An 18,219-nucleotide genomic window follows, 5' to 3' on the forward strand; every position below is an offset into this window, starting at 1 on the left:
AAGTTTTACAAATCAAACTTTTTTGCTGTATCTATCGAGCGCACTATGACAAAAATGAGTGAAAAAAGAACAACGCAAAAGATAATGGCATAGCCTGTTGGTAGATCCAAAAAATATGAAAAAAGCAAGGCTACAATAGTTGCAAGAGTGCCAAAAGCCCAGGCAAAAAGAAGTTTTGGTACCTTTTTTTGAACCATTGCTGCGTATGCCGGAGCGATAAGCAAAGCAAAAACCACTAAAACTCCTGCATTTTGTACCGATGAGGTGACTGTGATGGCCAGCATCGAAAAAAAAAGAATCTCTTTTGGTAGACCTGTAAATTTAGGATAGACAAAAAACATCACAAGGGCTACAGAAGTATATATCAAAGCGGCTTTGCCTAAATCCTTTGGCATAGTAAACAAAATATCGGTAGCACTCATTTTGTTAAACAGCTCCATTCCCTCGCTGCTTTGGGCTAGAATCAGCATAATAGACGAGATTCCAAGGGCGTATAAAAGAGCGATAAATGCTTCAATAAAGGCTACTTTTTTCGTAGCAATCGCTATGATTATACCTGCACCGAGTGCGAAAAGAAATACAAGAGGGGTTTGGTAGGCTCCATTCAAAAAGGCTACGCTTATGGCCATTCCGATAGCAGCAATCTGCCCAATAGCAAGGTCAGTAAATATAACTCCTCGTTTAATAATCTCTATCCCAAAAATGGCGTGAATAAAAACGAGCAAAATGGCCAGCACAAAGGCCGGCCAAAGAATGGTTAACGCTGACATAATCTTTTCTCATAGAGGAGGTAGAAGTTTTCCAAACTATCGGCACCGGGCACTGCACCTATATCGTGAGGAAGTATAACAACTCTTGCTCCCGTTTTTGCTGCAATGTAGCTAGCTGTCTTTTTTTCGTGGTATGGGTCTTGCAAAATGGTTGTAACATTTTCTTGCTTCATAAGAGCAATGAGTTTTAAGGTATGTTTCGAGCTTGGAGCGATGCCAGGTAGAGGTTCAATGGTTCCAACGCTCACAATTTTGTAGCGATTGAGAAAATAGTTGTAAAGCTGATGATACTGTACAATTTTTAATCCTTTGCATGGAGCCATTTTTGCGTCATACTCTTGTAAAAAACTTTTCCAGTGTTGTAAAAAGGAGGCAAGATTTTTATCATACTCTTTAGCATGGAGTGGATCAATCTTTTGCAGTCTAGATGCTACTAGCATCGCAATCGGGATCATATTGTGCGGGTCCGTATTGAAGTGCGGGTTGCCTTGAGGGTGGATATCGCCATAAGCTCTGGAGACTGCTTTTGGTTTATTGATGAGCTCTATAACCTGGCTGGCATCGACAAATCCAAGACGACCCGGATTTATTTTGCCGTTATTCGCGCTTGTCAAGAGCGGTGGAAGCCAGCCGATTTCAAGTCCGGCTCCATTGATAACAAGCATATCGGCTCGGCTCAGTTTTCCTATCAATGAGGGTTTCGGAACGACAAAGTGTGGATCGTATTTAGGAGTGGCCAATACGTTTACTTTGACATATTTGCCCCCCACTCTTTTAACAATTTCACCAAGATAGCCATAGGTTGCTATTACATGTATTTTTGCAAAGACTCCTGTAAGAATTAAAAGTATTAAAACTATTTTTCTCATTATGTATCCTTTAAAATGCATGTGCGTCGTGAGCGCCAGCTTCGATGTTGATCGAAAAGATTACTTCATTAATATCTTTTCTGACACCACCAATCATTTTGGACCGATCATAGCTATATTGGAGCCGAAGACGAGACATCTCAAAGGGTTTATACTCTATCATTGCGGTATAACGATCAAGATCATCCGGTTGATTGGCGCTATTTTTAAAGAGTGTATCGTATCGAACGCCACAGCTGTAGTTTCGGTTGATCTGATAGACAAGCTGTGTATAAAGACCGGCTTGTGTTGTGTCATCTTCTTTATGGCGCCATAAAGCTTCACTTTGCCATGTCAAAAAGCTGTAGGCATCGAGATAGGTTCTGGTAGTCAGATCCAGACCATAGATATCTGTCTCTTTGTTCTCTACATTTTTCCCATGGGCGATGCTGGCTCCTGCCAAGAGAGTTGTATCACTTACATCTATACTCGTTTTGATATAACCGACATAGAGACTGTTTTTTTCACCATATCCAAAGCTTCTCTCATTGCTTCCTTGCATAGCCTCAATTCCAAACATGAGATACGTATCAGTCGGAGCTATCCACTGCAGCTGAATACCAGCATCGTTGATACCACCAGTTCCCAGCATTGCTTTATAAACAAGTGGCTGGGTATCAAAGTGCCAGCTGTGTTGATGTTTTGCGTTGATGCGACCAAAGTCACTTCTGAATTTTCCGGCTTTCACTCTAAGATTATATGGCAGGCTTCTTGTTGTTACAAACGCCTCTTCTATCTCAAACTCATTGGGATGCAGATGAAAGATAGCAAATGCATCCAAATATGGATCCACTGCCGAGTGGAGTGCCAGTTCAGCATAGTTGAAGTTAAATCCTCTGTTTTTGTTAAATGCCAGATCTTCCTCTTCGGCTTTATCGATAAATCCAGGAATAGAATAGGCTATATACTCTGAATTTTTCACATCTCTTGCAACTGCCGAAGCATTTAAAATAAAAGAGATATCCGGCAAAAAATTCGTTTGGTTGAATGCAGCCGAAGTATTAGTAGCTTGTGTTATTTTTGCCTTGAGCTCTTCAAGTTGTCGATTTTTATCTTTTGCTTCTAGTGCGTCCAAGCGTTTTTGCAACTGCTCAATCACTTTTTGCTGTTCAGATACGATTTTTCTGAGATCTTCCACTTCCGTTTCGGCAAAAAGCACAGATGTAAGAGCAATAGAGCTTAATAAAATTTTTTTCATACTACTCCCCTATATATGATTTTTTAAAAAGAAAGAAAAATGTGTGTTTAGAGTATTGCAGGAGGAGAGCGAACTTTTAGAAGAGTGGGTCTATTTGATAGTTTTAGAGTAAGAAGCGTTCTTACAGGCAAAAAAGGGACTGTTTCAATATCTATAATCTGGCAAGATATCGGAGTGTCACCACTTGAGATATTGGATTGCAACACGCAAACAGGACAGTTGTTATGGGGTTTGAGGTCATCGTGGTGATGGAAGACTCCAAGGAGGGTTGCAACTAATAGAGTAATACTAATAAATTTTTTTACTATGAGTCTTTTTTTCATTTGGAAAAATTGTAGCATAAACTAAAGAGTTGACTAAACAGGCTCGACAAAGAGCAAATTTTTATCTATTACAATTTGCAGCTGTTTCGCCTTGTTTAGTCACTGTTTTACAATAGGCCAAGCAGCGCTACTGCTAAAACGGGAGGTGTTATAACTAGTCCCACTTTCATATACTCTCCCCAGCCGATTTTTACGCCTTTGTTAGCCAAGACATGTAGCCACAAAAGTGTAGCGAGTGAGCCAATAGGCGTCATTTTTGGTCCAAGGTTGCATCCAAGGATATTTGCATAGGCTAGGTGCTGGGCGTTTGCTTGATCCAGAGCTATATCCATCACCATAACTGTTGGCATATTGTTCATAATAGAGCTTAAAAGTGCAGATAAAAATCCTGTGCCGTATACTGCATGGGTTTGGCTCATATCTTGCAAAGCCATAATCATCTTTGCCAACTCATCGGTGAGTCCAGCGTTTTTGAGTCCAAAAACCACAACATAAAGCCCTATACTAAACCATACCACCTGCCAAGGGGCAATTTTGAGTGTCATGAGAGGTTTCACAGCCTTGAAGTGCGCTCCAAGCGCCAAAAAGACCAAAGCGCCTCCCAAAGCGAAAATTGAGACTGGAATGTGGTAGATATCTGCTATGAAGTAGCCAACAAGAAGTAGAGCCAAAAAGAGCCAACTGAGCATAAACATCGTTTGGTTTTTGATGGCACTTGATGGGTTATTGAGCAGCGCTATATCCACCTTTTTTGGAATACTTTTGCGAAAATAGACGAAAAGAACCAAAATGGATGCAACAATACTGAAAAGATTTGGCAAAAACATCGCTTTTGCATACTCCCAAAAGCCGATACCAAAATAGTCAGCCGTAACGATATTGGTGAGATTGGAGATTATAAGAGGATTGGAAGCGCTGTCTCCTATAAATCCGCCAGCCATAACAAAAGCAAAAAGCGCTTTTTGATCAAGTTTTAGTATTCGCATCTTTGATAGCAAAATAGGCGTCAAAATCAAGGCTGCCCCGTCATTGGCAAAAAGGGCGGCAACTATTGCTCCAAGAATCAAAGAGTAGATAAACATTTTTGTGCCACTTCCGCCACTCAGCTTTGCCATCTTCAGCGCTGCCCACTCAAAAAAGCCGATCTCATCCAAAACCATCGATACAATGATGATACCAATAAAGGCTAACGTTGCATCCCAAACAATTCTGATAACCTCTATCACATCACCCCAGCTTACAACGCCAAGCAAAAGTGCAGCTATGGCTCCAAGCATAGCGGTCGTACCAATCTGCAGCCCCTTTGGTTGCCAGATTATGAGGATTAAAACGACCAAGAAAAGAGTGATTGCTGTAATCATCCCAAAATCCAATTAAAAAGATAGCCAATAACCATAATGCCGATACTGACAACGCCAAAAAAGATAAGAAGCAGTTTTGTGCTCATGATCTTTTTCAAAATCATTGCCTCTGGTAGACTCAGAGCTGTAATGGCCATCATAAAGCTCAGTGCCGTTCCAAGACTCATACCCTTATCCACCAAAACTTCGATCAAAGGCAAAACTCCGGCAGCATTGGAGTACATCGGAACGCCAAGAAGAGTCGCCAAAGGTACGGCATACCATGCGTCTTTGCCAGCAAGCTGGACAATGAAGTCAGTCGGAACATATCCATGGATAAATCCACCAATGGCCACAGCAATGACTACATAAAGCCAAATCTTTTTGAGCAGATCCATTGTGTGATACCAAGCCTCTATGGCTCTATCTTTCAATGGAAGGGGTTCAGCCTCGAAAGCCTCGGCATTTATCGGTTTTGGTTTGATCAAAATCTCATCTTCAAGATCTATTTTTCCTATGATGATTCCAGCTGCAATTGCAACCAAAAGGCCAAATCCGATATACAAAGCCGTAATCTTCCACCCAAACAGAGCAAACAGCAATGCGATAGCAATCTCATTGTTCATAGGGGCTGAGATAAGATAGCTAAAAGTAATTCCAAGAGGAATTCTTGCTTGCAAAAATCCTAAAAAAAGCGGAATGGCACTACAGCTGCAAAAGGGTGTAATGATTCCAAAGAGTGCAGCTAATATATGCCCCACTAAGGGGTGTTTTGTAGCAAGATAGTCTCGGACTCTTTCAATTGGAAAGTAGCTTCTAATAAGTGTGATGACAAAGATAATGACTACCAATAGAGTAAAAATCTTAACCGTATCATAGATAAAAAAGTCAAAGGCTTCGGCAAATTTGCCAGAAAGCCCTAGCCATTGATAGATGAGTGTATCAACGAAGTTTTTCCACATGATCAGCCTAAGAGTTTTTCAATTTGATCAACTGTTAAAAGCTTACCGGTGCTCACAACCTTCTCATCGATCACAAGCCCTGGTGTACTCATCACCCCATAATTTATAATCTCGTTGATATCTTCAATCTTTTCGATCTGGGCAAAGATGCCTTTTTTGGCAACTGCTTTTTTGACATTCTCTTCCAGTGCTTTACATTTTGCACAACCGGTTCCAAGTATCTTTATTGTCATGTTAGCTCCTTTTGTATGATAGGGAATAGTCTTTGTTTCATCTCTTTGGCCAAATTTTCAAAGGCTTCATAAGGTTTGCCGTCGGGATCTTCAAATCCAACATGAACGACTTTGGTTCTTTTAGGAAAAACCGGACAGGACTCTTTTGCATTGTCACATACGGTCACTACAAGATCAAAATCCTCATCCATCACCTCATCGATCGATTTTGAATGGTAGCTATCGCTCCAGGCCCCCTCTTTTATTAGCACTCTTTTAGCATTTTCATTGACTTTACCGCTTGGATTGCTGCCGGCACTTTTGGCTTCGACATTTTCAAAATATCTGTTGATGAGCCCTTCAGCCAATATAGATCGGCAACTGTTTCCTGTGCATAAAATCAAGACCTTTTTCATATGGAGCACTCCTTACTTTTGTTTGGCAGATCAATTGGCAACTGTTTGATAACCTCTAAAGCGCATTGTTGGAATGGATCAAGCTCTCTGGATAGATCATAATAGATCCATTTTCCCTCTCTTTTGTTTGTTAGAAAGCCTGCATCTTTTAAGATTTTAAGATGGCGTGAGAGTCTTGATTGGCCAAGATCCAAAGAGCTTTGCAATTCACAAACACAACTAGGCCCTTGTTCGAGTAAAAACCGTAATATTTTGATACGTGTCTGGTCGTAGAGTGCTCCACTTGTTTGTAAAAAGCGTTCCATCCCAGCTCCTTTGGCAAAATAGTATCAAAAAAACAATCAATAAATCAATATATATTTATATAATAATATGATAATATTTTGTATAGCATTCATACAATAAGGAATCGTCATGAAAGGAAAAGTGGTTGCACTTTTACATAAAGAGTCTACTATAGGAATTTTACTTATTATCGCTACGCTTTTGGCTCTTTTTTTGGAGAATTCTCCACTATCGAGTTTTTATGATAGTTTTTTACATACACCAGTGGAGATTCGTTTCGGTGCACTACATATCGCAAAACCGTTGCTTTTATGGATCAATGATGGATTGATGGCGGTTTTTTTCTTTTATGTGGGGCTTGAAATCAAACGGGAGATCGTGGATGGCCATCTATCGCAAATTTCTCAAATGACTTTTCCAGCTATTGCAGCCCTAGGTGGGATGGTCGTTCCAGCTCTACTTTTTGTTGCGCTCAATTTTCATGATGAAAAAGCTTTGAATGGATGGGCGATTCCAACGGCTACCGATATCGCCTTTGCTCTTGGAGTCTTATCTTTGTTGGGAAATAAAATCCCCTTTTCACTCAAGGTCTTCTTAATGACATTGGCCATTGTCGATGATCTTGGGGCCATTATCGTGATAGCTCTTTTTTATACGACAAAGTTATCTTTAACCTCTTTGGTGATCGCTGCCATCACTTTAACAATACTATTTATCATGAATAGAATGCGTGTAATTTCCAAGGAAGCATATATCCTCGTTGGAGTTTTTCTTTGGGTGAGTGTTTTAAAATCTGGAGTGCACGCCACACTGGCAGGTGTGGCACTCGCACTTTTGATTCCTTATCGAATCAACAAAAATGGAAAAATATATGAGCTAACGAAGCAGATGGAGCATGGACTTCATCCATGGGTGAACTTTTTTATTTTGCCTCTTTTTGCTTTTGCCAATGCTGGAGTGAATCTGCAAAATATTTCTATGTCGGAGCTATTTGGTAGTGTCCCTATGGGGATTATGCTTGGACTATTCATCGGAAAACAGTTGGGTGTTTTTGGATTTGGATATTTGGCTGTAAAACTTAAAATTGCAAAACTACCAAAAGAGAGTACACTGATGCAGTTTTATGGAGTTGCCGTGCTAGCCGGTATCGGATTTACAATGAGCCTTTTTATTGATTCTTTAGCCTATGAAGATGCGCAGATCTATCAGTACGCCGATAAACTTGCAGTATTGATAGGTTCACTACTTTCGGGTATATGGGGTTATATCGTTCTTTCTAAAAGTAGCAAAACTTAGAAACTTTTTAAAATGTATGAAAAAACTCATACAAAAACAGCAAGTACGCACAGCTTCTAAGGCAATGCAACAGCTGCCATATGCGAATACGGGGGTGGTGATTGCCCCCTAAGCTGCAAAAATTCCTGCTACGATACTAAAAAGTTCTGCAGCTAAGACAACCATCTCCGCTTCTTCTTTATACTTTTTAATGGTTGGAATCAGTTTTGCCGTGGTTACATTATTTTCATTTTCAATATGTGTAGATGCATATTTTTTGAGTGTGTGAAGAACTTTTTCAACTTTCTGTGAGGGAGATTGATACTCTTTTGGCAAAGAGATGACAACCTCTTTTTTTGCTCTCGTCAACAGAACATAGAGTTTTCGATAAAGCAGGTCTGACTCTTTTTGATCAACGATTTTTAAAAATTCATCCAAATTGTGCAAAATGATCAAATCAGATTCCAGCCCTTTGATGGATTGAAAAGTCATAACTTTGATGTGATTGAACCCGCCTTTTTGAAACTGGTGTTGCAATTTTTGTGCCCTGTCTTTGTAATGGGTAAGAACAGTGATATCTTTGTACTCTTTTTGTGCAATGAACTCTTTGAGATCTAAAAACTCTTCATACTCTCCTATGTGGATCGTCCCATCGGCTAATAAAAAGTTGATATCATTCAAAAAACTTTTATCAAGATAGTGGGATTTTCTATAGTATGCATTGAGTTTTGTATCGTAGGAGAGGATCTCAAAAGCACATTTTGAGATATTCGAGGGCGTTCTGTAGACATTTTTTAAATTTTTGACTCTCCCTTTCATGGAGATTTTTGGAAAGCTGGGATGATGGAACACCTCTGCGATGGAGTTCATGGAGTAGGTGTAAAATTTTTGCGCTTCGTCTATAAAAAAGATGCAGTCTTTGATCTCTTCGTAGATCACTCTCATCAGATTTGGTGGCATATCTTGCGTTTCATCGCATAGAAAGAGATCGATAGGCTTTTTTTCTAGACGCAAGCGAAATTTCTTTTGAAATTCATTTGTCGCAGCTTTGGTTTTGAGTTTTTCAAACTTGTCATTGAAGGAATCTTTTTCGTCGATTCCGACAGCCTCTTCGTCAAAATCGATTCTTTTTAAAAGATCAAACAGCGATAAAAGCGCTACATTTTTTTGTTCCGATTCATTGAACGCACTCGAAATGACACTCTTGAGCTGTTTGTTGAAGCACAAAACGAGGATTTTTTCATCGGGATCATTTTTGATTCTATTGATGATGAAATTTGTCAAGATGACTGTTTTTCCCGTTCCGGCAACCCCTCTGATGATTCGAAAACCACCTGTGTAGTTGTTGAGGATGCTTAACTGTTTATAATCAAAAAACATGATCTCATTTTGGGTGATGACCGGAAGAATCTTCTCCTTCTTCTTTTCTATACTCTTTTTATCCACAAGCAGCGATGCGATAGCCAAAAACTCTTTTTTATTTGGAATCAAATTTTTGGTTGCATGAAAAAATCTTTTAAAAAGCGCTCTATCATTGAGATCCTCTTGAAAGAAGGTGTGGTTATAATAGTTTTTGTATTTAGGATTTTCTTGAAAGAAGATATCTCCCTCTTTCTTAGAGATATTGGGAAAAACGACTCTATACTCCACATTGATCGGGATTTTTCCCAAATTGTCTTCGATATGTCCCAAAAGGATATTTTTATAAAGAGATACTTGTTCAAATGGATCATTGGTTGGCGAGATATACTCAAGGGATTTCCAGTTTTTTACTTCTATCGCAAAGATGCCCAACGTTGCGTGAAGCAGTGTGAGGTCGATCTCAATGGTGCTTGTGCCATTGGAAATTTTGGCTTTGGGTATGAGAAAATAGTTATTGGATGATTCTTGCAAAAGTTTTCTAATAGCCTCCAATACTTCATCTTCCCCTTTTTGTCCAATGCCCAGGCGAGTAAATATGTTTAAGACTCCTTGCCGCATACTTCTACCCTTTCATTAAAAGCCTTCATAAAAACGGGATGTAACCTTGTAAATAATTGTATCTAAAAGGAAAGTTGCTTATAGTACAGGAAAAAAAGGTTTTTATGAAAGCTTTGCAAGAATTTATTGATCTTATAAAAAAAGAGCAGTTTTACGAAGCACATGAAGTGCTCGAAGAGATCTGGTTTCCAAGAAGAAAAAGCAAAGATGCCGATGTTTTGGTTTTAAAAGGTTTTATCAATGCTTCTGTGGCACTGGAACTTAGAAGGCTCGGAAGAGTGGAAAATGCAAAAAAAGTGTGGCAAAACTATTTGAAATATAAAGTTTTGATCAACGAATGCAAAGAGCCATTTTTTGAAAGGACAGCCAAATTTTTGGACAGCTGCTATGACAAATATCTATCATGAATCGACGAAACACTCCTACTGGAGCGTTCGCAGCAACCCAAACTATTTAGACTGGTCCAAACAGCCCGTTCCTTTCAAAATATATCCTACAACAAACCCTTTTATGCCACTAGATATGAATACTCCTTTGCACGCATTCATCTATCGAATAGGTGGTATCAATGCAAAAAAGGTCTATCCTGGAGTCGAATACTATCTTCGTACCATTCCAAGTGCCGGAGCCCTGTATCCGGTTGAGATCTATTTTCAATCTAGAGGTGTCGATGGGCTGGAGGATGGGATATACCATTTTAGCGTAGCCGAAAATGGCCTTAGATTTTTGTATCCGTTACATGAGGATGAGGGTATAGAGATATTCTTTGAAAAAAAGAGGCAAATCAAAGGTTTTATTTTTCTTTTTTCTACGATCTATTACCGTTCCAGCTGGAAATATAAAAACAGAGCCTTCCGCTACTGTCTGCTTGATACCGGCCATGCTCTTGGAGCTTTGGAAGCAAGTAGCTTTTTGTTTGAAAGAGCTTACTATATTTTGTATAACTTCGATAAAGAAGCTTTGAATGAAGCTTTTGGATTTGAAAACTGGGAGTTTTTCTTAAGTAGTGCAGTTGTAGGTATCCCGATGGAAAAAGAGGCAAAATCGTTTGATATGAAACTTCCTTTTGTTGATGGCACAAGAACATTCGAGCAAAACAGTGTGATAGAGGATGCATATAAAGAGACGCTTTATTTGAAAAACTGCAAAGCGAATTTTCGCTTTCCAAAGTTTCCTTTTGAGCCAAAAAGACTCGAAGAAGCGGTGATGCAGCGACGGAGTATACGAGATTTTGAAGGAAAGTGTATCAAAAAAGAGCAGTTTGAGTTTATTCTTTCTTGGATGCGAAGCCCTATCCCGAGTGACTGTGATGAAAAAGTGGATATCTGGTATGTAGTCAACCGGGTAGATGGGCTTCAGCCAGGACTCTATAAAAATAGTGAGCTTGTAAAGGAGGGGGATTTCCATAAGAAAGCGGGGTATCTGTGTTTAGAGCAAGCTCTTGGGAGCCAAAGTGCCGTGACATTTTTTCTTATAAGCCATGGAGAAAATTATCAGCCTCTCTATCAAAAAGCCGGACTCATTGGTCACAGATGCTATATTGCAAGTGAATATTTAGGCATTGGATGCAGCGGTATTGGAGCTTATTATGACGATGAGGTACGAGAGTTTTTACAAACGGATGATATGGTATTATATGCCTTAGCAATAGGCATATAGGAGTGAAGATGCGATTACTTCTCCTTTTTGTTCCTCTTTTCTTTCTTTGGGCAGGGGAAGCCGAGAAAGAGCAGTTCATAAAAGTCATTATGCAAAAACAAAATCCTTATGTGTTTGATAAAAAGGAGCGGTTGGAGCTGAAAAAGGCTCAACTAGAGGCAAAAACCAAAGAGAATATCGCTTCCATGGAGTATAAAAAAGCGGTTGATGTGGAAAAGATCAAGCAAAAGACGGTTGCAATTCAAAAAGAGAAAGAGATCGAAAAAGCGAAAGTAGTAAGTGCTCCTGAGGCTAAGAAAGCAGAAACCCAGTCCAAAATGGTTTGGTATCTGTTTATTTTAGGAATAGGCCTGCTTCTTTTTCTTTTCTTCGCTTTTAGACGGTATCAGGCATATAAAGAACGCATTGAGCTGGAAAAACTGCGATTGCAAGAAGAGATTCATGAAAAAGAGATGATGTTGAAGCAAAAAGAGCTGCAGGCCCAAGTTGCTTCAAAATTGATCGAGGCAGTGGCAAAAGGAAACTTAACTCAAGAGCAAGAAGAGAAGCTTTTGCAGATCGCCAATGGTTCTGCTAACCTTTTAGAAAACAAGAAATCCTAGGCCATCGTTTCGATGGCCCTATGGTTTAGACTTCGCCAACCTCCTCTTCAATCTCATGGCTTGGGAGCAAAAAGGCAATGAGAATGAGAGCAGCTCCATAAATGAATATAAACCAGTCATGTCCGACAAGCTGTGCCAAAGTAGGTTTTCCAAGATTTGGCCCCATGATGGCTTTTAGTGACGGATAGAGATAGCTAAAGAGTGCACCTGCCAAAAGTCCGCCAATGAGGCCAGTGAGTACATCGATATTTCCTTCACTCACAGCAACCGGTCCCGTTCCTGGGCACAGTCCCAAAATCGCCATACCGATACCAAAAATGATGCCACCTAGAATGAGTCCCCCTAGAATAATCGGTTTCACATGGTAGTGTGCCCATCCCATTTTGATCATAAAATAGAGACCTATACTGGCGATTCCGATAGCCAAAAAGAGCATTTTAGGCACTTTAAAACCTTTAAGCATGGCAAAACCAGCTATTTTGTCGAATGTATCTACCCTGCTCCACTGAATAATAACTCCAAAGACAACACCTATCAAAAAGATAGTAAGAATAGATCCATGATGCTGTTTTTGTACTAGATCGATTGTATGGGAAAAAAACTCTATGATGTTGAAATTCATTATTTCTCCTTATAGATTTTTATAAAATAGTCGACCAGTTACTATCAAAACAACTATAACAACACCACCAAAGATTAGGCCACTAACGGCTGTTTGGCTTGCTCCACTCAAAAAGTGTCCGCTGGTACATCCACCCGCTAGCCGTGCACCAAAAACAACCATAAAACCGCCGATGAAACTCCAAAAAAGTCTTGAAGCAGGTGAGCTGTTTTTATGCTTTTTCCATAGTGGCGGCAAGATACGAAACTTGAATGTTTTTGTAATAAATACAGATGTCAAAAAGCCGCCAAGAAGGACACCCATCAAAAAGATCACTTCCCATGCGCCTGGATTTGCTATCTTTTTGCCATATTCGCTGTTTTGTAGATCAAAAAGCCATGCTCCCATATAGGCAATTGCCGTAGATGCTCCGATAGGTCTATCTGCTCCAAAGGTGGAGAATGTGAACCAAATCAAAAGGGCAATGGCTACCGCTCCCGGGATCCAACCAAGTCTTTTTGGAAATACCATAAGGTCTCCTTATAGATAAAATTTTGTAAAATTATAATACAACAAAAGAAAATAAGCAAAATATATGGAATTTAATATTTTGTTAAATTAAATTTATTACTAAAGATTTCTGTGGCAGTGTGGTTTCGCCCAAAGGGCGGAGGATTAAAGCTGTGGACCAGCTTTTGAGTAGTCGAAGTTTCCGTAACCTTCGTATCGTTTGAAGTTGTCGATAAAAAGTTTTGCTAGATATTCAAGCTGTCTATCATAGGCCTCTTTGTCTTCCCACGTATTTCTTGGGTTGAGGATTGCCGGGTCGACTCCTTCTACGTATGTTGGAATTTCTAGATTGAATATTGGAAGGATCTCATATTCGCTTTGGGTAATGGAACCATTGAGTATGGCATTGATACAAGCTCTTGTAGCAGGAAGACTCATTCGCTGCCCTATTCCATATGGACCTCCAGTCCATCCGGTATTGACAAGATAGACATTGACGCCATGCTTATCGATCTTTTCTCCGAGTAGTTTTGCATATACTGTAGGATGAAGCGGTAAGAATGCTTCTCCAAAACATGCACTAAACGTTGCTACAGGCTCTGTAATACCCCGTTCAGTTCCAGCTACTTTGGCAGTGTAGCCGCTTAAGAAGTAGTACATCGCCTGTTCTTTTGTGAGCTTGCTTACCGGAGGCAAAACGCCAAAAGCATCGGCACTTAAAAAGATGATATTTTTTGGATGTGGCCCTTGAAGATCCTCTTTGTGCTTGCAGATATGATAGATCGGATAGCTTACACGGGTATTTTCTGTTTTGCTGGAATCATCAAAATCGACTTCACCATTCTCTTTGACAACAACATTTTCCAAAAGAGCATCTCGTTTAATAGCGGCGTAGATATCCGGCTCTTTTTCTGGATCGAGTCCTATAACTTTTGCATAGCAGCCACCTTCGAAATTGAAAACGCCATTGTCGTCCCATCCATGCTCGTCATCACCGATAAGACGTCTGTTTGGATCGGCACTCAGGGTCGTTTTTCCGGTTCCGCTAAGACCAAAGAAGAGCGCTACATCATCCTTGTCCCCGATGTTTGCAGAACAGTGCATACTGAGTTTGCCCTCTAACGGCAACCAGTAGTTCATCATGGAAAAGATCCCTTTTTTGATCTCTCCCCCATACCATGTACCACCGATAATAGCTATATTTTCTTCGATATTGAAGATAATAAAGACATCTGAATTGAGGCCATGTTCTTTGTATCGATCATTTTTGAGGTTGGCTGCTACATAGAGGGTAAAATCGGGATGAAAGTTTCGAAGCTCTTCTTCAGTTGGCCGGATAAACATATTTTTGACAAAGTGTGCTTGCCAGGCGATCTCTGTTACGACCCGAATCGCCTTTTTGCTATCATCGCTAGCTCCAGCGAAGGCATCCATCACATACAGCTCTTTACCGCTGAGATACTCTTTTGTTTTTTCAAAAAGTTCGTCAAAGATCTCTTTTGAGATCGGCTGGTTGATATCTCCCCATGCGATATATTTTTCGCTTGGAGGCTGTTTGACAAAATATTTGTCTTTTGGGCTTCTTCCGGTGAAGATTCCCGTATCGACTGCTACTGCACCAAGAGTTGTTTCGACACCTTCTTGCTGTTCTAGCTCTTTTTGAAAAAGTGTTTCGTAGTCTGGATTGTAATAGACCTTCTTGACATCTTTGATGCCAAGTTTGTCAAAATCGTTTATCTCCATTTTGACCTTCTTTGAGTGATTTTGTTATGAAATTGTAACACTTATTACTTAAAATTGGCAAAATTTATTGTTTATGTGTGGCAGCATATTCTGGCGTACAAAATATCCCGCAATGGCACTTTCCTTCTTCGGGAATCTCCTTTTCGATTGCCGGTTTGCAAGGACAGATGCGATCATCTGCGCTTTTAAATTTTCCATCCTCTTCAATCACCATAAAGCATGGACAAAAACGTTTTCCATACATGAGCTTGTTTCTTGCCAGGCCCATAGTGACACCTTCATTCACCTCTTCGTTTGGATTGTAAACCCATCCAAATTGTTGACACACTTTATCGGTAAATTTTTTTGTTTTTTCCAACTCCTCCAAGAATTCCTGGCTACTCATATCTACATTTTTTCTTTCAGCCATCATTTTCTCCTTTTGCTTTTATGTATCATACCAGTCAAAAGATTTAAGGAATTTGAAATAGATTTACTCCACTCCCGTTTTAGAATCGATAAAGAGACACTCATCAAGCTCCTCTTTCGTTCCATCTTTATCAAACCTGGTGATAACTTGACGATCCTTTTTGATGATTGGCGCGATCAAGATGCCGCTGTCGTCCAATTGATCAAAAATATTTTGAGGCACTCTTTCAATAGCTGCCGAAAAGAGGATACGATCATAGGGAGCGAACTCTCTCCAGCCAAGCAATCCGTCGGCATAACGAACATGGATATTGGTGATACCAAGCTCTTTGAAACGCTGTTTTGCTTCACGTACGAGCCTCTCGATTCGCTCTACGGTGAAGACTCTTCGAACAATTTGGCTCAAAATGGCTGCCTGATATCCGCTGCCGCATCCTATTTCAAGAACGCTGTCCGCTCCAACTGGTTCTAAAAACTGCGTCATTTTTGCAACAGTCAAAGGAGAACTGATCCATTGGTTCCCGGCAATAGGAAGGGCATCCAGTTTGTATGCATGATGTTTGAAACCAAGGGGTACAAAAAGTTCTCTGCGAACTGAGGCGAAGGCTTCTTTGATGGGAGGCTCGAGTGGAAAGATCGTATCGATGTTGTCTGCCATTTTTTGGCATTTTTGTAGTTCTATCCGTTCGACAATGTTCATAATCCGATATCCATATAGCGTCGCATTTTTTTGATAGCCGATAACTCTACCGGTTTATTGAGAAGTACTTTTCTATCATCTTTATAAGGAATTCCAAAAGGATCGATGATAGCACTACTTTTTGCCATGTCTGCATTGGCGCTGTTGCTTGCTATGACAAAACATTGATGCATGAGAGCTAAAGTTTGGGTAAACTGCTCGAAGTGACGTTTTCTAAGTTTTCCCCACATAGCAGGAACGAGGATGATATCAGCTCCTTTCAGACGTTGCCAAATTTCGATGAAACGCAATTCAAAACAGATAAGCAGTCCAAATTTTTTGCCATCAATCTCAAAAAGCTTGATTTGATCCATGCTGCCGGCGCTAAAATAGTCCGTTTCACCTCCAAATTTGAAAAGCTTCACTTTTGGCTGTTCATGAACGAGCTTTTCTTTATATAAAACTTTAGCGATGTTGTAGAACTTGCCTTGTCGTTTTTCTATTTGGGTGTAGCAGATAATCCGATTTTTGGAAAGTGGAAGAAGCTCTTCGAGAGCTTTTTGGCTAAACTTGGCAGCCTCTTCAAATCGATCATAGGCAAATCCAGTGAGTACCACCTCAGGGGCGACAACGATGTCGCCGCTTTTTTGGATCAGTTTTTTGAGGTGTGTGAGATTTTGATCAAAATCTGCCGTTGTTTGACACTGGATTGCACTAAAAATCATCGAAGTCGAGGCTACCTTTCGAGTAGTTGGTTACATTGCCTTCAAAAAAGTTTGTTTTTTGATCATTGAATTTTGCAAAATCATCCACCCATTTGATAGGGTGCTCTACATTGTACATCGGCTCTAGTCCCACTCGTTTGAGCCTGTCGTCTGCAAGATATTTGATGTATTGCTCGATGATTTCATCGGTTAGACCTAAGATTTGACCCTGGGTGATATATTTGCCCCAACTGGTTTCTAGATCCACTGCCCCTTCAAACATTTTGTACACATCATCGATGAGCTCTTTTGTAAAGAGTTCCGGCCGCTCTTTTTTGACGGTATTGATCATGTTTTGGAAAATGAGTAGGTGGGTCACTTCATCTCTTTGGATAAATCGAATCATCTGAGCGCTTCCAAGCATTTTCCCGCTTCGAGCGAGGGTGTACATGTAAGTGAATCCGCTATAGAAGTAGATACCTTCCAATATCTGGTTTGCAAACATCGCTTTGACGATATTTTCATCACTCGGATTGGCGGCCAGCTCTTCATAAACGTGTGCAATATAGTCGTTTTTTTGTTTGAGTTGCAGATCTTCTCGCCACAGTTCATAAATCTCATCGGTGTTTTGGCTGATAGAATCCACCATCACCGCATAGCTTTGGGAGTGCAATGCCTCTTCAAATGCCTGGCGCACCAGGATGAGGTTGATCTCTGGAGCGGTGATGTAAGGGTTGACGTTGTCTATAAGGTTATTTGTTTGAAGGCTATCCATGAAAATGAGCTGAGCCAAAACTTTGTCGTATGCCAGTTTTTCTGCATCGGTCAAAAGCTTATAATCCCTGGCATCCTGGGTCATGTCCACCTCTTTTGGAAACCAGGTGTTGGCAAGCATCATCTCCCACAAATTATACGCCCATTGGTATTTGATTTTATTGAGCTCAAAAATCCCTGTAGGATCGCCGCCAAAGACTTTCCTATCATTAACGCTTTCGTGTGATTCAGGGTTGTAGATCTTTTTTCGATGATATGTCATGTTCTGCTCCTTGAGTCCCATTGCAAAACATTTTGAAAATGTTTTACAATATGACTGAATTTAGGAATTAATTATATTGAGTTAGCATTAAAATAAATTTAAGGAAAAACTTATGAAAGTAGCCACCACGTTTGGGGCATCGAAAGCGGATCGGGATACGTATGAATATGAAGAGGGAATTGCCCTTGGTCGATTTTTGACCAAAAAAGGATTTATTGTGAAATGTGGCGGATATGGCGGACTTATGGAAGCGGTAAGCAAAGGTGTCTATGAAGCTAATGGTCAATGTATCGGGATAGGTTTGGAAGCATTCGATCGGTATCGTCCGCCAAATCCGTATCTGTCCAAAAAAATTTTGGCAAAGACTCTGTATGAGAGATTGGAGCTTTTGATTGAGGGAAGCGAACTTTTTATAGCCCAAAAAGGGAGTATCGGTACACTCAATGAGATCTTTATGGTTGCTGCCTTGAAATATGGAGGATTGAAACCCGATATTCGGATCGTTTTACTAGGAAAAGAGTATAAAAAAATGAACTGTTTTGATGAGAATTTTTTAAAGAGTGTAGAGATATACTCTACACTTGAAGAATTTGAAAAGAACTTTTAAA

20 protein-coding genes and 1 pseudogene are annotated in these 18,219 nt (G+C 40.1%); 5 read left to right on the forward strand and 16 right to left on the reverse strand.

Going from position 1 to position 18,219, the window contains the following annotated elements:
* Positions 1-5: 5 nt before the first annotated feature.
* The 8 genes from JG735_RS00110 to JG735_RS00145 all read right to left on the reverse strand — a co-directional run bounded on the left by JG735_RS00110 (position 6) and on the right by JG735_RS00145 (position 6,434).
* Positions 6-770, reverse strand: coding sequence for a metal ABC transporter permease (locus JG735_RS00110; protein WP_201334853.1), 765 nt, complete (start codon positions 768-770; stop codon positions 6-8).
* The gene (locus JG735_RS00115) at positions 758-1,639 is read right to left on the reverse strand and encodes a metal ABC transporter solute-binding protein, Zn/Mn family (protein WP_201334854.1); all 882 of its coding nucleotides are present in this window, start codon (positions 1,637-1,639) and stop codon (positions 758-760) included. The genes JG735_RS00110 and JG735_RS00115 overlap by 13 nt, the downstream gene beginning before the upstream one ends.
* A 10-nt stretch (positions 1,640-1,649) precedes the next feature.
* Positions 1,650-2,876, reverse strand: a complete 1,227-nt coding sequence (locus JG735_RS00120; protein ID WP_201334855.1) for a hypothetical protein — start codon at positions 2,874-2,876, stop codon at positions 1,650-1,652.
* Between the two features lie 430 nt (positions 2,877-3,306).
* Complete coding sequence (locus JG735_RS00125) at positions 3,307-4,560, reverse strand: arsenic transporter (RefSeq protein WP_201334856.1); 1,254 nt, start codon at positions 4,558-4,560, stop codon at positions 3,307-3,309.
* Positions 4,557-5,501: a permease gene (locus tag JG735_RS00130; protein ID WP_201334857.1), complete on the reverse strand. Its 945-nt coding sequence runs from the start codon at positions 5,499-5,501 to the stop codon at positions 4,557-4,559. The genes JG735_RS00125 and JG735_RS00130 overlap by 4 nt, the downstream gene beginning before the upstream one ends.
* A gap of 2 nt (positions 5,502-5,503) precedes the next feature.
* Positions 5,504-5,734 carry a thioredoxin family protein gene (locus JG735_RS00135; protein WP_201334858.1) on the reverse strand — a complete coding sequence of 77 codons (231 nt, stop codon included), beginning with the start codon at positions 5,732-5,734 and terminating at the stop codon, positions 5,504-5,506.
* Positions 5,731-6,129 carry an arsenate reductase ArsC gene (locus JG735_RS00140; protein ID WP_201334859.1) on the reverse strand — a complete coding sequence of 133 codons (399 nt, stop codon included), beginning with the start codon at positions 6,127-6,129 and terminating at the stop codon, positions 5,731-5,733. The genes JG735_RS00135 and JG735_RS00140 overlap by 4 nt, the downstream gene beginning before the upstream one ends.
* Complete coding sequence (locus JG735_RS00145) at positions 6,126-6,434, reverse strand: helix-turn-helix transcriptional regulator (RefSeq protein WP_201334860.1); 309 nt, start codon at positions 6,432-6,434, stop codon at positions 6,126-6,128. Before JG735_RS00145 ends, JG735_RS00140 begins: the two co-directional genes overlap by 4 nt.
* Positions 6,435-6,543: 109 nt before the next feature.
* Here JG735_RS00145 and nhaA point away from each other — a divergent pair, with 109 nt between their 5' ends.
* Positions 6,544-7,710 (forward strand): Na+/H+ antiporter NhaA, encoded by a 1,167-nt coding sequence (gene nhaA, locus JG735_RS00150; protein WP_201334861.1) that lies wholly within the window; start codon positions 6,544-6,546, stop codon positions 7,708-7,710.
* A gap of 108 nt (positions 7,711-7,818) precedes the next feature.
* Here nhaA and JG735_RS00155 read toward each other — a convergent pair whose 3' ends face one another.
* Complete coding sequence (locus tag JG735_RS00155) at positions 7,819-9,669, reverse strand: NERD domain-containing protein (protein ID WP_201334862.1); 1,851 nt, start codon at positions 9,667-9,669, stop codon at positions 7,819-7,821.
* 74 nt (positions 9,670-9,743) lie between these two features.
* Here JG735_RS00155 and JG735_RS00160 point away from each other — a divergent pair, with 74 nt between their 5' ends.
* Genes JG735_RS00160 through JG735_RS00170 form a run of 3 tightly spaced genes read left to right on the forward strand, consistent with a single transcriptional unit; the run spans position 9,744 to position 11,930 of the window.
* Positions 9,744-10,076, forward strand: a complete 333-nt coding sequence (locus JG735_RS00160; RefSeq protein ID WP_201334863.1) for a DUF309 domain-containing protein — start codon at positions 9,744-9,746, stop codon at positions 10,074-10,076.
* Positions 10,057-11,328, forward strand: coding sequence for a SagB family peptide dehydrogenase (locus JG735_RS00165; RefSeq protein WP_201334864.1), 1,272 nt, complete (start codon positions 10,057-10,059; stop codon positions 11,326-11,328). Before JG735_RS00160 ends, JG735_RS00165 begins: the two co-directional genes overlap by 20 nt.
* A gap of 8 nt (positions 11,329-11,336) precedes the next feature.
* On the forward strand, positions 11,337-11,930 hold the full coding sequence (locus JG735_RS00170; RefSeq protein WP_201334865.1) for a hypothetical protein: 594 nt from the start codon (positions 11,337-11,339) through the stop codon (positions 11,928-11,930).
* Positions 11,931-11,955: 25 nt separating this feature from the next.
* On the opposite strand, the gene JG735_RS00175 is transcribed toward JG735_RS00170, so the two are convergent.
* From JG735_RS00175 to JG735_RS00205, 7 genes and pseudogenes are all read right to left on the reverse strand, one after another.
* A complete protein-coding gene (locus JG735_RS00175) occupies positions 11,956-12,552 on the reverse strand; it encodes a YeeE/YedE thiosulfate transporter family protein (RefSeq protein ID WP_201334866.1) in 597 nt (198 codons plus the stop codon).
* A gap of 9 nt (positions 12,553-12,561) precedes the next feature.
* Positions 12,562-13,062 (reverse strand): YeeE/YedE thiosulfate transporter family protein, encoded by a 501-nt coding sequence (locus tag JG735_RS00180; RefSeq protein ID WP_201334867.1) that lies wholly within the window; start codon positions 13,060-13,062, stop codon positions 12,562-12,564.
* 144 nt (positions 13,063-13,206) lie between these two features.
* Positions 13,207-14,784 (reverse strand): phosphoenolpyruvate carboxykinase (ATP), encoded by a 1,578-nt coding sequence (gene pckA / locus JG735_RS00185; protein WP_201334868.1) that lies wholly within the window; start codon positions 14,782-14,784, stop codon positions 13,207-13,209.
* 70 nt (positions 14,785-14,854) lie between these two features.
* Positions 14,855-15,193, reverse strand: a pseudogene (locus tag JG735_RS00190) (ferredoxin-thioredoxin reductase catalytic domain-containing protein); the annotation flags it as partial.
* A 63-nt stretch (positions 15,194-15,256) separates the two neighbouring features.
* Complete coding sequence (locus JG735_RS00195; RefSeq protein ID WP_201334870.1) at positions 15,257-15,892, reverse strand: protein-L-isoaspartate(D-aspartate) O-methyltransferase; 636 nt, start codon at positions 15,890-15,892, stop codon at positions 15,257-15,259.
* Positions 15,889-16,596 (reverse strand): carbon-nitrogen hydrolase family protein, encoded by a 708-nt coding sequence (locus JG735_RS00200; RefSeq protein ID WP_201334871.1) that lies wholly within the window; start codon positions 16,594-16,596, stop codon positions 15,889-15,891. The genes JG735_RS00195 and JG735_RS00200 overlap by 4 nt, the downstream gene beginning before the upstream one ends.
* A complete protein-coding gene (locus JG735_RS00205; RefSeq protein WP_201334872.1) occupies positions 16,586-17,611 on the reverse strand; it encodes a ribonucleotide-diphosphate reductase subunit beta in 1,026 nt (341 codons plus the stop codon). The genes JG735_RS00200 and JG735_RS00205 overlap by 11 nt, the downstream gene beginning before the upstream one ends.
* Positions 17,612-17,723: 112 nt before the next feature.
* Here JG735_RS00205 and JG735_RS00210 point away from each other — a divergent pair, with 112 nt between their 5' ends.
* The gene (locus JG735_RS00210; RefSeq protein ID WP_201334873.1) at positions 17,724-18,218 is read left to right on the forward strand and encodes an LOG family protein; all 495 of its coding nucleotides are present in this window, start codon (positions 17,724-17,726) and stop codon (positions 18,216-18,218) included.
* Position 18,219 lies beyond the last annotated feature (1 nt).

The organism is Nitratiruptor sp. YY08-10 (assembly GCF_016629565.1).
In the GTDB taxonomy this organism is placed as follows: domain Bacteria; phylum Campylobacterota; class Campylobacteria; order Campylobacterales; family Nitratiruptoraceae; genus Nitratiruptor.

Bases quoted from the DNA above. Each gene is read 5' to 3' on its own strand.
- JG735_RS00130 (WP_201334857.1), bottom strand. From the start codon at position 5,501: ATGTGGAAAAACTTCGTTGATACACTCATCTATCAATGGCTAGGGCTT.
- JG735_RS00145 (WP_201334860.1), bottom strand. From the start codon at position 6,434: ATGGAACGCTTTTTACAAACAAGTGGAGCACTCTACGACCAGACACGT.
- JG735_RS00115 (WP_201334854.1), bottom strand. From the start codon at position 1,639: ATGAGAAAAATAGTTTTAATACTTTTAATTCTTACAGGAGTCTTTGCA.
- JG735_RS00140 (WP_201334859.1), bottom strand. From the start codon at position 6,129: ATGAAAAAGGTCTTGATTTTATGCACAGGAAACAGTTGCCGATCTATA.
- JG735_RS00200 (WP_201334871.1), bottom strand. From the start codon at position 16,596: ATGATTTTTAGTGCAATCCAGTGTCAAACAACGGCAGATTTTGATCAA.
- JG735_RS00120 (WP_201334855.1), bottom strand. From the start codon at position 2,876: ATGAAAAAAATTTTATTAAGCTCTATTGCTCTTACATCTGTGCTTTTT.
- JG735_RS00210 (WP_201334873.1), top strand. From the start codon at position 17,724: ATGAAAGTAGCCACCACGTTTGGGGCATCGAAAGCGGATCGGGATACG.
- JG735_RS00110 (WP_201334853.1), bottom strand. From the start codon at position 770: ATGTCAGCGTTAACCATTCTTTGGCCGGCCTTTGTGCTGGCCATTTTG.
- JG735_RS00195 (WP_201334870.1), bottom strand. From the start codon at position 15,892: ATGAACATTGTCGAACGGATAGAACTACAAAAATGCCAAAAAATGGCA.
- pckA (WP_201334868.1), bottom strand. From the start codon at position 14,784: ATGGAGATAAACGATTTTGACAAACTTGGCATCAAAGATGTCAAGAAG.
- JG735_RS00175 (WP_201334866.1), bottom strand. From the start codon at position 12,552: ATGAATTTCAACATCATAGAGTTTTTTTCCCATACAATCGATCTAGTA.
- JG735_RS00170 (WP_201334865.1), top strand. From the start codon at position 11,337: ATGCGATTACTTCTCCTTTTTGTTCCTCTTTTCTTTCTTTGGGCAGGG.
- JG735_RS00125 (WP_201334856.1), bottom strand. From the start codon at position 4,560: ATGATTACAGCAATCACTCTTTTCTTGGTCGTTTTAATCCTCATAATC.
- nhaA (WP_201334861.1), top strand. From the start codon at position 6,544: ATGAAAGGAAAAGTGGTTGCACTTTTACATAAAGAGTCTACTATAGGA.
- JG735_RS00180 (WP_201334867.1), bottom strand. From the start codon at position 13,062: ATGGTATTTCCAAAAAGACTTGGTTGGATCCCGGGAGCGGTAGCCATT.
- JG735_RS00205 (WP_201334872.1), bottom strand. From the start codon at position 17,611: ATGACATATCATCGAAAAAAGATCTACAACCCTGAATCACACGAAAGC.
- JG735_RS00155 (WP_201334862.1), bottom strand. From the start codon at position 9,669: ATGCGGCAAGGAGTCTTAAACATATTTACTCGCCTGGGCATTGGACAA.
- JG735_RS00135 (WP_201334858.1), bottom strand. From the start codon at position 5,734: ATGACAATAAAGATACTTGGAACCGGTTGTGCAAAATGTAAAGCACTG.
- JG735_RS00165 (WP_201334864.1), top strand. From the start codon at position 10,057: ATGACAAATATCTATCATGAATCGACGAAACACTCCTACTGGAGCGTT.